This is a genomic window from Streptomyces sp. NBC_01298 (genome assembly GCF_035978755.1).
Taxonomy (GTDB): Bacteria; Actinomycetota; Actinomycetes; order Streptomycetales; family Streptomycetaceae; genus Streptomyces.
Genome location: NZ_CP108414.1, coordinates 6202222 through 6215988, shown reverse-complemented (window position 1 = coordinate 6215988; position 13767 = coordinate 6202222). Strand labels below are relative to the sequence as shown.

Annotated in this window: 13 protein-coding genes; 8 read left to right on the top strand and 5 right to left on the bottom strand. The window is 73.9% G+C overall.

Annotation, left to right across the window (positions count from 1 at the left end; genetic code table 11):
* Positions 1–44: 44 nt before the first annotated feature.
* From OG730_RS28195 to dnaG, 3 genes are all read left to right on the top strand, one after another.
* A complete protein-coding gene (locus OG730_RS28195) occupies positions 45–1388 on the top strand; it encodes a deoxyguanosinetriphosphate triphosphohydrolase (RefSeq protein WP_327306858.1) in 1344 nt (447 codons plus the stop codon).
* Between the two features lie 93 nt (positions 1389–1481).
* Complete coding sequence (locus OG730_RS28190) at positions 1482–2756, top strand: NAD(P)/FAD-dependent oxidoreductase (RefSeq protein ID WP_327306857.1); 1275 nt, start codon at positions 1482–1484, stop codon at positions 2754–2756.
* A 34-nt stretch (positions 2757–2790) separates the two neighbouring features.
* Positions 2791–4716 carry a DNA primase gene (dnaG, locus tag OG730_RS28185; protein WP_327306856.1) on the top strand — a complete coding sequence of 642 codons (1926 nt, stop codon included), beginning with the start codon at positions 2791–2793 and terminating at the stop codon, positions 4714–4716.
* Between the two features lie 86 nt (positions 4717–4802).
* Here the strand turns inward: dnaG and OG730_RS28180 are convergent, their stop codons facing one another.
* Positions 4803–5324, bottom strand: a complete 522-nt coding sequence (locus OG730_RS28180) for a gamma-glutamylcyclotransferase family protein (RefSeq protein ID WP_327306855.1) — start codon at positions 5322–5324, stop codon at positions 4803–4805.
* A gap of 202 nt (positions 5325–5526) precedes the next feature.
* Here OG730_RS28180 and OG730_RS28175 point away from each other — a divergent pair, with 202 nt between their 5' ends.
* From OG730_RS28175 to OG730_RS28160, 4 genes are all read left to right on the top strand, one after another.
* A complete protein-coding gene (locus OG730_RS28175; protein ID WP_327306854.1) occupies positions 5527–6261 on the top strand; it encodes a hypothetical protein in 735 nt (244 codons plus the stop codon).
* Positions 6258–7535: an ATP-binding protein gene (locus OG730_RS28170; protein ID WP_327306853.1), complete on the top strand. Its 1278-nt coding sequence runs from the start codon at positions 6258–6260 to the stop codon at positions 7533–7535. The genes OG730_RS28175 and OG730_RS28170 overlap by 4 nt, the downstream gene beginning before the upstream one ends.
* Positions 7536–7884: 349 nt before the next feature.
* Positions 7885–8463: a GVDTG sorting domain-containing protein gene (locus tag OG730_RS28165; protein WP_327306852.1), complete on the top strand. Its 579-nt coding sequence runs from the start codon at positions 7885–7887 to the stop codon at positions 8461–8463.
* A gap of 126 nt (positions 8464–8589) precedes the next feature.
* The gene (locus tag OG730_RS28160) at positions 8590–9222 is read left to right on the top strand and encodes a class F sortase (protein ID WP_327306851.1); all 633 of its coding nucleotides are present in this window, start codon (positions 8590–8592) and stop codon (positions 9220–9222) included.
* Here OG730_RS28160 and OG730_RS28155 read toward each other — a convergent pair.
* Positions 9219–9857, bottom strand: coding sequence for a helix-turn-helix domain-containing protein (locus OG730_RS28155; protein ID WP_327306850.1), 639 nt, complete (start codon positions 9855–9857; stop codon positions 9219–9221). The genes OG730_RS28160 and OG730_RS28155 overlap by 4 nt on opposite strands.
* 117 nt (positions 9858–9974) lie before the next feature.
* Here OG730_RS28155 and OG730_RS28150 point away from each other — a divergent pair, with 117 nt between their 5' ends.
* A complete protein-coding gene (locus OG730_RS28150) occupies positions 9975–11378 on the top strand; it encodes a DHA2 family efflux MFS transporter permease subunit (RefSeq protein ID WP_327306849.1) in 1404 nt (467 codons plus the stop codon).
* Here the strand turns inward: OG730_RS28150 and OG730_RS28145 are convergent.
* Genes OG730_RS28145 through OG730_RS28135 form a run of 3 tightly spaced genes read right to left on the bottom strand, consistent with a single transcriptional unit; the run spans position 11375 to position 13713 of the window.
* Positions 11375–11884 carry a hypothetical protein gene (locus tag OG730_RS28145; protein ID WP_327306848.1) on the bottom strand — a complete coding sequence of 170 codons (510 nt, stop codon included), beginning with the start codon at positions 11882–11884 and terminating at the stop codon, positions 11375–11377. The genes OG730_RS28150 and OG730_RS28145 overlap by 4 nt on opposite strands.
* Positions 11881–12885, bottom strand: coding sequence for a class I SAM-dependent methyltransferase (locus OG730_RS28140; protein WP_327306847.1), 1005 nt, complete (start codon positions 12883–12885; stop codon positions 11881–11883). The genes OG730_RS28145 and OG730_RS28140 overlap by 4 nt, the downstream gene beginning before the upstream one ends.
* A 51-nt stretch (positions 12886–12936) precedes the next feature.
* A complete protein-coding gene (locus OG730_RS28135; protein WP_327306846.1) occupies positions 12937–13713 on the bottom strand; it encodes a sulfite exporter TauE/SafE family protein in 777 nt (258 codons plus the stop codon).
* Between the last annotated feature and the right edge of the window lie 54 nt (positions 13714–13767).

The window sequence follows — 13767 nt, the reverse complement described above, 5'->3', positions numbered from 1 at the left end:
CCTCTTGACTCGTCTTGTCGGCCCGGGCGGTTACCGTTTGGGCCATGGAAGGCATGGAAGGCACCACCGCACCTGTCCGACCCGCCCTCGACCTGCCCGGCGAGCCGTACGATCCCGCCGATACCGAGCGCTGGGCCACCGAGCCCGACAAACGGCCCGGGCGGACCGCCTTCCAGCGCGACCGCGCCCGCGTGCTGCACTCCGCGGCCCTGCGCCGGCTCGCCGGGAAGACGCAGGTGGTGACCCCGGGGACGCGTTCGTACGACTGGGACGCCAGTCCTCGTACGCGGCTGACGCACTCCCTCGAATGCGCCCAGGTCGGGCGCGAGCTCGGCGCGGCCCTCGGCTGCGATCCCGATCTGGTCGAAGCCGCCTGCCTGTCGCACGACATGGGGCACCCGCCCTTCGGCCACAACGGCGAGGAGGCGCTCAACGAGTTCGCCAAGGACTGCGGCGGTTTCGAGGGCAACGCCCAGTCGCTGCGCCTGCTGACCCGGCTGGAGCCCAAGCGGTTCGTCCCCGATCAGGCGACCGGCGAGCTGGTCAGCGTCGGGCTGAACCTCACCCGGGCCTGCCTGGACGCCGCCACCAAGTACCCCTGGGCGCGCGGGGACCACCCCACCGACCCGGGCTCGGTGAAGTTCGGCGCCTACGAGGACGACCTGCCGGTCTTCGAGTGGCTGCGCCGCGGCGCGCCCGCGGACCGCAAGTGCTTCGAGGCGCAGGTCATGGACTGGTCGGACGACGTGGCGTACTCCGTCCACGACTTCGAGGACGGCCTGCACGCCGGCCACCTCGACCCGAACCTGCTCTTCGCCGAGCCCGAGCGCACGGAGATCTGGCGGGTGGCCATCGGCCGGTACGTGCCCGCCGACACCGCGCCGGAGGAACTCCGCGAGGCGCTGGACCGTTTGATGGAGCAGGAGTGGTGGCCGCACGGGTACGACGGCTCGGCCGTGGCCCAGGCCCGGCTGAAGGACGCGACCAGCCAGCTGATCGGCCGGTTCTGCCTGGCCGCCGAGGGCGCCACCCGGCAGGCGTACGGGACCGGCCGGCTGACCCGGTACGCGGCGGAGCTGGTGGTGCCGCGCGAGGCACGCAACGAGTGCGCGGTGCTGAAGGCGGTCGCCGACCTGTACGTCATACAGCGCGACGAGCAGGAGCGGATCCGAGCCGATCAGCGGATCGTCCTGGCCGAACTGGCGGAGGCCGTCAGCGCCCGCGCGCCCGAGGGGCTGGACCCGCAGTTCCGCGCGATCTTCGACGCGGCCCCGGACGACCGGGCCAGGAAGCGGGCGGTCGTGGACCAGATCGCGGCCCTCACCGACGCCTCCGCCCGCTCCCTGCACGCCCGCCTCATCCAGCGCGCGCGACGCGCCGAACGGTGAGCCGATCGGGCCACTCCCCCTTCACGCGGCAGGCTCGGTGCGGGAGGCTCGCATGTGGTCGCATGTGGCGCAGAGGTTATGAGGAGGCATCAGGTGGTCGACGCACACCGGACGTTCGTCATCGTCGGCGCAGGGCTCGCCGGGGCTAAGGCGGCCGAAACGCTGAGGTCCGAGGGGTTCACGGGGCGGGTGATCCTGATCGGCGACGAGCGCGAGCATCCCTACGAGCGGCCGCCGCTCTCCAAGGGGTACCTGGCGGGCAAGGAGGAGCGCGAGAGCGTCTTCGTGCACGAGGCGTCCTGGTACGCGGCCTCCGACATCGAGCTGCACCTCGGCCAGCCCGCGGTCCAGCTCGACCGGGAGGCCAAGAAGGTGGTGCTCGGTGACGGCACGGCACTGCCCTACGACAAGCTGCTGCTCGCCACCGGCGCCGAACCGCGCCGGCTCGACATCCCGGGCACCGAGCTGGTCGGGGTGCACCACCTGCGCCGGCTCTCGCACGCGGAGCGGCTGCGGGGCGCCCTGGCGGGACTGGGCCGGGACAACGGGCACCTGCTGATCGCGGGCGCGGGCTGGATCGGTCTGGAGGTCGCGGCGGCGGCCCGCGGGTACGGCGCCGAGGTCACCGTGATCGAACCGGCACCGACCCCGCTGCACGCGGTGCTCGGTCCGGAGGTCGGCCGGCTCTTCGCCGACCTGCACACCGAGCACGGGGTCCGCTTCCACTTCGGCTCCCATCTGACGGAGATCGTCGGGCACGACGGCATGGTGCTGGCGGCCCGTACGGACGACGGGGAGGAGCACCCGGCGCACGCGGTCCTCGCGGCGATCGGGGCCGCCCCGCGGACCGCGCTGGCGGAGACCTCGGGCCTGGCCCTGGTGGACCGGGAGCACGGGGGCGGGATCGCGGTGGACGCCTCGCTGCGCACCTCCGACCCGGACGTGTACGCGGTCGGGGACGTGGCGGCCGCGCACCACCCGGTGCTGGGGGCCCGGCTGCGGGTGGAGCACTGGGCGAACGCGCTGAACGGCGGGCCGGCCGCCGCGCGGGCGATGCTGGGGCAGGAGGTCTCGTACGACCGGGTTCCGTACTTCTTCTCCGACCAGTACGACGTGGGTCTGGAGTACTCGGGGTACGCCCCGGCGGGCGGCTACGACCAGGTGCTGATCCGCGGGGACGCGGGCAAGCGGGAGTTCATCGCCTTCTGGCTCTCGGACGGCCGGGTGCTGGCCGGGATGAACGTGAACGTGTGGGACGTCACCGAGGACATCCAGGCCCTGATCAGGTCGAAGGCGCCGGTGGACCGCGAGAAACTGGCGGACCCCTCGATTCCGCTTCCGGCCCTGGTTCCGGCGGAAGGGGCCTGACGGGATTGTCTCCGCCCGGCCGTAGACTGGCGCGGTGGCAGGACGGATCAACGACGACGACGTGAAGGCGGTACGGGACGCGGTCCCGATCGACGCCGTGGTCTCGGAGTACCTCCAGCTGCGCAACGCCGGCGGCGGCAACCTCAAGGGCCTCTGCCCCTTCCACGACGAGAAGTCCCCGTCCTTCCAGGTCAGCCCGAGCAAGGGCTTCTACCACTGCTTCGGCTGCCAGGCGGGCGGGGACACCCTCGACTTCGTCATGAAGATCGACCACCTCTCCTTCTCGGAGGCGGTGGAACGGCTCGCCGGCCTGGCCGGCATCACCCTGCGGTACGAAGAGGGCGGCTACACCGCCGGCAGCAGCGGGCGCGGCGAGCGGATCCGGCTGGTCGAGGCGAACAAGGCCGCGGCCGAGTTCTACACGGACCAGCTCGGCAGCGCCGAGGCGGAGATCGGCCGCAAGTTCCTGGCCGAGCGCGGCTTCGACCAGGCCGCCGCCCAGCACTTCAGCGTCGGCTACAGCCCGGCCGGCTGGGACCACCTGACCCGCTTCCTGCGCGGCAAGGGCTTCAGCGACAAGGAACTGATCACCTCGGGCCTGTCCCAGGACAGCCGCAGCGGAAAGCCCATCGACCGCTTCCGCGGCCGGCTGATGTGGCCCATCCGCGACATCAGCGGCGAGGTCGTCGGCTTCGGCGCGCGCAAACTGCGCGACGACGACAACGGCCCCAAGTACCTGAACACCCCCGAGACGGCGATCTACAAGAAGTCCCAGGTGCTGTACGGCATCGACCTGGCCAAGAAGGAGATCGCCAAGACCTCCCGGGCCGTCGTCGTCGAGGGCTACACCGACGTCATGGCCTGCCACATGGCCGGGGTCACCACCGCGATCGCCACCTGCGGCACCGCCTTCGGCGGCGACCACATCAAGATCCTGCGCCGGCTGCTCATGGACAACGCGACCGCCGAGGTGATCTTCACCTTCGACGGGGACGCGGCCGGACAGAAGGCCGCGCTGCGCGCCTTCGAGGACGACCAGAAGTTCGCCGCGGAGACCTCCATCACCATCGCCCCGGGCGGCATGGACCCCTGCGACCTGCGCCTGGCCAAGGGCGACGCGGCCGTATCGGGGCTGGTCGAGGCCCGCACCCCGCTGTTCGAGTTCGCCCTGAAGCACATCGTGGCCCGGCACAACCTGGAGAACCCGGCGGGGCGGGCGGCCGCGCTGGAGGAAGCCGCCCCGATCATCAAGAAGATCAAGAACGTCGCGATCCAGCACGAGTCGGCGGTCCAGCTGGCGGGCATGCTCGGCATGCGCGACGAGCAGTTCGTGGTCAAGCGGATCGCCCAGCTCGACCGCTGGGCCCGGGAGCGCGGCAACCAGCCCCAGCAGCAGCGCCGGGGGCAGTCCTCCGGCGGCCCGGGTCACTCCGGCCACTCGTACGAGGACATCCCGGCGCCGTCCGGGAGCCCCTCGGGTCCCGCGCTGAACCTGCGCAGCCCCGCGCACATCACCGAGCGCGAGCTGCTCAAGCTGGCGCTCCAGCGCCCGGCACTGGTCTCCCCCGCCTTCGACGCGTACGGGATGGACGAGTTCACCGCCCCGCCCTACGCGGCCGTCCGCCAGGCCATCCTGGACGCCGGCGGCGCTTCGCTCGGCACCGAGGACTATGTGACCCGGGTCCGGGACGCCGCGCCGAACGACACCGTCCGCGCGCTGGTCACCGAGCTCGTCGTGGAGGCGATCCGCGCGAAGACCGTGGACGAGGTCTACGCCGGGGTCCAGCTGGTCCAGGTCAGGCTCCGCGCGGTGGACCGCCGGGTGCGCGAGATCCAGGGCACGATGGCCCGCCTCGGTCACCAGGGGTCGCCCGAGCAGCTGGCGGCCGTCCAGGAGGAGCTGTGGGTCCTCCAGCAGTACGAGCAGCGCCTGCGCAACCGCGGCGCGGAAGGCCTGTAGCCCACCGACCGGACCGACCGGACTGACCGGCCTGGCCGGCCTGGCCGGACTGGCCGGACTGGCCGAGCCTGTCCGGACTGGCCGGCCTAGCCGCGGCGCAGCCAGTCGCCGCCCGGGATGGGGGTGCCGGAGCGGGCGAGGCGGCGGGCCAGGGGCGGGGCGGCCAGGTAGACCCAGGCGCGGACCGGGGTGCCGTCGGGGCGCAGGGCCTCGCGGGCGGTGCGGTCGTAGATGTTCGCGGGGTGTCCGGGGCCCGCGTACTCCTCCAGCAGGTCGAGCGCCACGAGGAGTTCCCCGTACGCCCCCGGGGCCGGGGTGATCAGCTCCCCGGCTATGGCGGAGCCGGGGCGGTCCACGGCGTACGGGTATCCGGGGCCCTCGTACAGGGCCGCGTCCGGGAGGCGGGCGGGTTCCTCGGCGGCGGTGCGGCCGCGCAGGAAGAGGTCGTGGTTGACCTCTCCCGGGCGCAGGGTCCCGTAGACGAAGAACGGGAGCTGCTCCTGCCGCGGAAGCGTTCCCGGCGTTCCCTGCGGAACCACCCGCTGCGGCAGCACCCCCTGCGGAATCGTTCCTTCGGCGTGGCCTTCCGGCCGATCGGCCGATGTCATGCGGGCCTCCCTCGATTCAGGCTGAGCTGCTGACCGGACTCCCACCGGCCGCGGGGCGGGTCGAACGTCCCGACCGCGGCCGCGGGAGCCCGCGTACGCACCGCTGTTACACGCCCGCCCGGTCCCCGTGACCGACGCCGTCTACCGTCAGTCTGCCTCGCCCCGTTCCGCCCTCCCCCACCACCCGACGGTTCCGCCTTCCATGACTCGACCGACGTACCGCCACCTCGCCGCGGCCGCCCTGCTCTGCCTTGGCCTCGGCGCCTGCGGCACGCCCGGGGGGCTCGGGTCCGGCGAGGTCGCGCCGCCCGTCTCCGCCCAGCCGCGGCCGAAGCCGCTGTGGCCCTCGTGGACCGAATCACCCAGCACCCGCGGTACGGCGGTGGCCGGCAGGGTGGCGCCGCCGCGGCCGCTCGACGGCGCTCCGGCCGTGGGGCCGGAGGGGATCGGGAAGGTTGACGTGATGGCAGTGGTCCGCGCGGACAAGGCGATGAGACGTTTCAGCGGAGGCCCGGCGATCGGGGGCCCCGGCAAGGCCGGAATGCGGCCGGCCCGGTACGCGGACCTGACGGGTGACGGAAAACCCGAGCTGATCGTCGCCGCCGACACCGAGACCGGGCGGTCGGTACTGAGCGCCTACACCGCGGCCGACGGAAGGATCCTCCCCATCCTGTTCACCAGCGGCCGGCGGATGACCGTCGACACCCTCGGCACCGACCTGCTGGTGCGCACCACCGATGACGACGGATCCGCGCACGACATCCGCTACCACTGGGACGGCCAGCGGATGAGCGTCCTCAGCGACGAGCACAGGTTCGGCAACTCCATCTCCAGCCCGGGCACCGGATTGAGGACCGCCCCCGAAATCCCCGCGCGCCCGACCCCGCTGCCGTCCCGCTCCGAATCCCCCGCCCCCACGAAGCCGGCGGCCAGGTGAAACGTTCCCTGCTCCGCTGCCGCCGCCTCGTGCACTCCCTCGGGCTGCGCTGGAAGATCGCCGTCCTGCTCGCCGTCGGCTGCTCGCTCGTCGCGCTCACCATCGGCATCCTGATCCACGAGGCCCGCGCGGACCAGGTGGCCGACGCGGCGCGCAAGAGCGCCCTCGCGCAGCTCGTCCGGGTCCGGCAGGTGTACGAGCTCACGGGCCAGCTCGACTTCGACAAGGTCGGGGAGGCCGACGCGCGCCTCGACTGCCCGGGCCTGCCGGAACCGCTGCGGCAGGCCGCCCTGGCCGGGGAGCGCACCACCTACCTCGACCTGTACGGTCCCCACCCGGCGGTGTGGGCCGCCCGGCCGGTCGGCGGCGCCCACGTGCTCTCCGTACGCCAGTCGCTGGCCGGGGAGCAGGCGGAACTGTCGGAACTGGACCAGAAGTTGATGGCGTTCGGGGTGGTCGTCGTCACCCTCGCGGCGATCGGCGGGGCGGCGCTGGCCAGCCGGCTGAGCAAGGACCTGCGGTCCGCGGCCGAGACGGCCCGGCGGATCAGCACGGGCGAACTCGACGCGCGGATCGGCCCGTCGGGCGTTCCCGGGACGCGGAACGAGGTGGCCGAGCTGTCGGCGGCGGTGGACACGATGGCGGCGAGCCTGCAGCGGCGGCTGGTGGCGGAGCAGCGGTTCACGGCGGACGTGGCGCACGAGCTGCGGACCCCGCTGACCGGTCTGCTCACCGCGGCCGAGCTGCTCCCTCCGGGGCGGCCCACGGAGCTGGTGCGCGACCGGGTCGCGGCCCTGTGCGGTCTGACGGAGGACCTCCTGGAGGTGGCCCGGCTGGACGGTGACCGGGAGGTGGCCCAGCTGGACGTCCACCTCCTGGGGCCGCTGGTGGAGGCCGTCACCCGGCGTTCGGGGGTGGAGGCGCAGGTGCTGGGCGCCTCCGAGGGTGGGACCCGCGTCCGCACCGACGTCCGGCGGCTGGAGCGGATCCTGACGAACCTGCTGCTCAACGCCCGCAAGCACGGCGGGGACCCGATCACCGTGACGGTGGCCGGGAACACGGTCACCGTCCGGGACCACGGCCCGGGCTTCCCGCAGACGCTGCTGCGGGACGGCCCGCAGCGCTTCCTGACGGGCGCGACCGAACGCGGCCAGGGCACGGGCCTGGGCCTGACCATCGCCCTCGGCCAGGCCCAGGTCATCGGCGCCCGGATCACGCTCACCAACCCTCCCCCCTCGGGCGCCTCGGCCACCCTCACCCTCCCCCCGGCCTAGGCCGTCTCTTTCGGATCTTGTCGGGCCCGCGACGCCTGGCACCGCGCCTGGCCGCACTGCCGAGGCGACCACGTACACCCAGCACGCGAGCGCCCCGACAGCACGCCCAGGCACGGCACCAGACGCCGCGGACTCGGCCGACAAGATCCGAAAGAGACGACCTAGCCCCGCCGGGCCACCGTCACCCGGACGGGGTGGTGCCCTACGGATACCCCTCCACCCCTCCCCACCTGCGAGAACGCTCCCCCGCCCGACCCCCCGGCCCAAATCTGACACCACATCAGCAGGCGCGGCCGCCCGCACCCGGGTTACCTCGGAGACACGACCCCGTGTCCACAGGAGACCCCTCATGCGTCGACGCACCGCCCACGTGCTCACCGCCACCGCGCTGACCGCCGTCGCGTTCGCCGGCCCGGTGGCCGGCGCGGTCGCCGCCGCGGACCTGGGCATGCCCGGCTTCGGCAAGACGGGCTTCGACATGACGGGCTTCGCGGCCGGCGACTTCGCCCCGCTGGAGGTGTGGCCCACGTCCGCCGCCCCCGGCACCACCGTCACGGTGAACACGAAGGCCTGCGGCCCGGGCAGTCACGCCGAGGGCGATGCCACCACCGTCGGAGGCGGCCGCTTCAAGCTGGCTCCGGGCACCCACAAGGAGGTGGTCGTGGGACAGTTCCAGGTCGCCCGCGGAACCCACCCCGGCACCCACGCGATCGGCGCCACCTGCGCGAACGGCAAGTTCGCCACCGGCGACCTGATCGTCACCGAGCACGACCGCGCCCCCCAGGGCCACGTGCGCACCGGGGTGGGCGGTGGCACGACCACCACCACCGACCCCGTCAAGATCGCGGCGGGAGCGGCAGTGCTGGCCGCGACCGCCGTCGGCGGTACCTGGTTCCTGCGTCGCCGGGCGAGCGGCACGCGGAACTGACGGACGCCCACCGCGGCTCCGGCCGCGGTCCGACCGGTACCGTCCCCCGTCGCCCGCCCCGCGAGGTCCCCCCCGTTCGCGGGGCCGGGCGACGGCCACACCACGTCACCAAGCCGAGGGGGCCGCATGGAGGCAGAGGCACGCCGCGCCCGCGCCCGCGCCGGCGGGCTCGTCGCGCTCGCGACCTGCATCGGCGTCTGGCTCATCGGCAGCGGCTCCGGCGAGTCCGTCCGGCCGCCACTGCCCTCCCCCGGTGAGGCGCTGAGCGCCCAGGCCCGGTTCCCCGGCGCCATCGCCGCACTCCCCGGCTCCCCGCCCACCCGGATCCGGATCCCCTCCATCCGGGTGGACGCCCCGCTCACCGGACTCGGACTACAAGCCGACGGCAGTCTCGAAGTACCGCCGCCCGCCCGCCGGGACCTGGCGGGCTGGTACCGGGAGGGCACCACCCCCGGCGCCACCGGCACCGCCGTGGTCGCCGGGCACGTGGACGACGCCACGGGGCCCGCGGTCTTTTACCACCTCGGCGCGCTGCGCCGGGGCGCCCTGATCGAGATCGCCCGCGCGGACGGACGTACGGCCGTGTTCACCGTCCACGCGGTGGAGGTCTACGACGCCAAGGCCTTCCCCGACACCCGCGTGTACGGGTCGGCGCCGCGCGCCGAGCTGCGCGTCATCACCTGCGGCGGGGGCTTCTCCAAGCGCACCGGCTACCAGGGCAACGTGGTCGTCTTCGCCCACCTGACGGCCACGTACTAGGTCGCCTCCGTGGTCCCTCCGGTGCGGACCACGGCCTGGTCGCCGTGGGGTCCGAACAGGTGCAGGATCTCCACCACCTCGCCTTCGGCGGGACCGAACCAGTGCGGTTCGCCGGTGTCGAACTCGGCGACCTCGCCGGGGCGCAGGGTGAGGGTCCGCTCCCCGATGACGAGGCGGAGCTCGCCGGCGAGCACGTAGAGCCATTCGTAGCCGGCGTGGGTCACCAGTCTCGGTTCCCGGTGCGCGAGCACCTGCTTGAAGACCTGGACCCGGCCCGGGTACGTCGTCAGGGGGACCAGGACGCTCCCGTCCCGGCGGCGGGGCTTCAGGTGGACGCGCGGGTCGCCGGTGACCGGGGCGGCCACGAGCTGGTCCAGGGGCACGCGGTGGGTCCGCGCGAGCGGGATAAGCAGTTCGAGCGTGGGGCGCCGCTTGCCCGACTCCAGGCGGGAGAGCGTGCTCACGGAGATCCCGGTGGCCTGCGCGAGCGCCTCCAGGGTGAGGCCGCGCTTGCGCCGCAGTGCCCGCAGGCGCGGGCCGATGGCGTCGAGGGTCCGCGCGAGTTCGGCGTTCTCCGCCTGCTCGGCGCCCTCCGTGTGTTCGGCGCGTTCGGCCTGTTCGGCGTCCCTGTCCATGGGGTCATTTTGCGGTATCGGCAAATTTCCTGGGCCGCGGCCGCCGCCCGGTCCGAGCATGGGCCGACATCCGAAGCCGGCGGCCGACAGGCCGTCGCGGACCGAAGGCGGCCCCCCATGAACATGACCACGACGATCCCGGCCGGGGCGGCCGCGGGGCCCGCCCCCGGCGCACGCCGCCGGTGGACGGTACTGGCCGTCTGCGCGCTGAGCATGTTCCTCATCGGGGTGGACACCACCATCGTCAACGTGGGCCTGCCCGCGATCGGACGGGGCCTGGGGGTCGCCACCCGCGGCCTGGAGTGGGTCGTGGACGCCTACACCCTGGTCCTGGCCGGGCTCCTCATCACCTCCGGCGCCCTCGCGGACCGCTTCGGACGCCGCCGCGTGTTCCGCTGCGGGCTGGTGGTCTTCGCTCTCGCCTCCCTCGCCTGCGCCCTCGCCCCGACGCTCGGCCTCCTCGTCGCGGCGCGGGCCGTCCAGGAGGTCGGGGCCTCGATGCTGAGCCCGGTGGCCCTGGCGATCGTGGTCAACGCGATGCCCGACCCTCGGGAGCGGGCCCGGGCCATCGGCATCTGGGCCTCGGTGTTCGGACTCAGCATGGCGGCGGGCCCGGTCATCGGCGGGGCCCTCATCGCGGCCTTCGGATGGCGGTCGGTGTTCTGGATCAACGCACCGGTGGTCGCCGGCGCGCTCGTCCTGGTCGCGGTGTTCGTGCCGGAGTCCCGCGGACAGCGGGCCCGGCGGCTCGACCTGCCCGGCCAGCTGCTCCTGACGACGGCCCTGTTCGTCTCGGTCGGCATCCTGATCGAGGGCCCCCGCATCGGCTGGGCCTCCCCCGCGGCCCTGGCCTGCTACGCGGCCGGCGCGGCGGCCACGACGGCCTTCGTCCGGGTCGAACTGCGCCGGACCGAGCCCCTGATCGACCTCCGCCTGTTCCGGCGGCCGCCCTTCGCCTCGGCGGTACTGGGCGCGGTGGCGGTGTTCGCCGCACTGAGCGTGAGCCTGCTGCTCACCACCCTGTACCTGCAGAACTCCCGCGGCTGGACCCCGCTCGCGGCCGGCGCCGCGACCCTGCCCATGGCCCTCGGAGCCACCGTGTGCGCCCCCTGGTCCGGCAGCCTGACCGGGCGCCTGGGACCCCGGCGTCCGCTGCTCCTCGCGGGCGGGTTCACCGCCGCGGGCGGGCTCTGCATGGCCGTCCTGGGCCCGGACCCGGGCGTACCGCCGCTCCTGGCGGCCTACCTGCTCATCGGCATCGGGTTCGGCTTCGCCAACGCCCCGCTCACCCACACCGCGGTCAGCGGCCTGCCGCCGTCCCGCGCCGGAGTGGCCGGGGCGGTCACCTCCACCGCCCGCCAGGTCGGATCGGCGGTCGGCATCGCGGTGGCGGGAGCCCTGGCCGCGGGCGTCGCCCCGGACGGCCTCGCCCGGGCGTCCCGGCCGGGCTGGCTGCTCGTCACCGCCTGCGGCCTGCTCCTCCTCGGGGTGGCCCGGGCCTCCCGCGGGGAGACGGCCTAGACCGGGAACGCGTACCAGCGGCGGTGGACGTACGGCTCCACGCACAGGGCCGCGGCGCCCGCCACGGCTCCCACCAGGAGGGAGGTCCAGCCGCCCCCGACGAGCGCGCCCGCGCAGGCCCCGGCCACGAACAGCGGCCTGGCCAGCGTCAGCGGGCCGAGCCCGAAGGCCATGGCGAGCGTGCCGGCCCGGTACGGCAGGGCGAAGTAGGAGGCGAACGAGATCCCGACGGCCAGGGTGTAGGCCCAGATCGGGACGAGGAAGCCGGTCCCGCCGTCGGCGAGGGCCTCGTACGCCCGGTCCGGGTCCTCGGCGAACAGCAGCACGGCGCCGGCCGTGAGGGCGGGGACCAGCAGCAGGACGGAGCCGACGGCCAGTCCGCGCAGGGCCGCACGGACCACGGCACGCTGCCTGCGGATCCGGGCGTCCCGGCCGGCGTAGGCGCGGTAGCCGCTGAAGGCGGCGTCGACGAGGCCGAGGACGGCGAGCGGGAGAGCCGGGTTCATCGCGCGGTGCCGGACCCGGAGGCGGCCCCGGACCCCGCGCCCGACCGGGAAGCGGCGCCGGGCCGCTGCCGTCCGCCGCGGGTCAGGTGCTCCGCGCCCACGAGCCGGCGGGAGTCGCGGCCGAGGGCCTGGCGCAGCGGGTCCTCCAGGTAGGGGCGGATGCCGATGATGGGGCGCAGGGTGGTGCTGAAGGGGTTGGACAGCCCCCGGGGTTCGTAGAGCAGCGGCCGGATGCCCGGTACGGTCGCGGCGCTGAGCAGGGTCTCGTCCGAGTGGGCGCGCCGGGCGGAGACGACCCCGTCGTGGCGGCCGAGCGGATGGCGCATGCGGGCGCGGTGGAACATCCAGGCGCCCAGGGGTGCCAGCCGGGTGGCGGCTATGTCGAAGTGGCAGAAGGCGAGTGCCTGGGAGTCGGCCTGGGCCTCGAAGAACTCCGCGAGCGCGGGGCCGCGGAAGTGGTGCAGCACCCCGGTGGAGACGTAGACGGTGGCGATCTCCGGCAGGTCGAAGGCGTTGCCGTGGACGAACCGGCAGTCGAGTCCCTCGGCGCGGGCCAGCCTGTCGGCCTCGGCGACGAGGGTGGCGTCGAGGTCGACGCCGATCAGCTCGACGTTGCTTCCCAGGGCGCCGGTGGACGCCAGCCAGCGGATGAGGTAGCCGAGCCCGGACCCGATGTCGACCAGGCGGAACCGGCCGTTGCGGCCGGCGATCTCCCGGATGGTCTCGAACAGCGGGTCCAGGAGGTGCACCAGGCGCTCCCCGGTGCGCAGTTCCTCGCTGAGCCGCTGCAGCTCGGTGTGGACGGCGATCATCAGCCGGTCCACGGCGAGCGGGTCGAGGACGTCGTCGGGGCCGACGGGCAGCCCCGCGACGATCCGGGCGGCGCGCCGGTCCCCGGCCTCGTCGAGTCGGCGGACCACGTCACTCCGGCGCACGGGCAGTCGCGCCCCGCTGAGCGGATCGGTGACGGTGATCAGGTCGGATATCTCGAGGTGGGGCACGACGGAAACCTTATCCCCCGGGCAGGCCCGTGGGCGGCCGATCGCAGCAGGTCAGCCCCACTGTTCGAGGCCCAGTTTGACCACCAGGGCTCCGACGACCGTCAGCAGCACGCCGCGGACGAAACCGCTGCCCTTCTTCAGCGCCATCCGGGCACCGATCATGGCGCCCGCCAGGTTGAAAACGGCCATCAGGGCGGCCAGTTGCCACAGCACCATGCCCTGGTAGGCGAACATGGCGAGCGCTCCCGCGTTGGTGCACACGTTGACGATCTTCGCCGTGGCGGAGGCCGTGACCAGGTCGAGGTGGAGCAGGGCCGTCAGCGCCAGCACCAGGAAGGTGCCGGTGCCGGGGCCGATGAGCCCGTCGTAGAAGCCGATGCCGAGGCCGGCCAGGGCGATGGTGAGCAGGACGCGTTGACGGCTGACCGGAGCCGCTCCGGGAGCGGCGCCGAAGGCGGGCCGGAAGAGGACGAAGGCCGCGACCACCACCAGGACCACCATGATCAGCGGGCGCAGCGCGTCCTTGCTGATGCCGCCGGCCAGGGCGGCCCCGCCCATCGAGCCGACGAGCGCGGCCAGGCCGATGCGGACGGCGAGCTTCACGTCCACCGAGGTCTTGCGCAGGTAGGAAACGGCCGCGCCCGAGGTGCCGACGATGGCCACGGCCTTGTTGGTTCCGAGCACGGTGGCGGGGTGGGCGTTCGGCAGGCCGAGGAGCAGGGCGGGCAGGAGCAGCAGTCCGCCCCCGCCGACGACGGCGTCGATCCAGCCGGCCGCGGCCGCCGCCACGCACAGCACGATGATCATGGTTGTCGATATGTCAGGCACGGCCCGACCTTATGGAGCGGGTGGGTGCAGTGGCCATCAATCCCCGGAAACTTG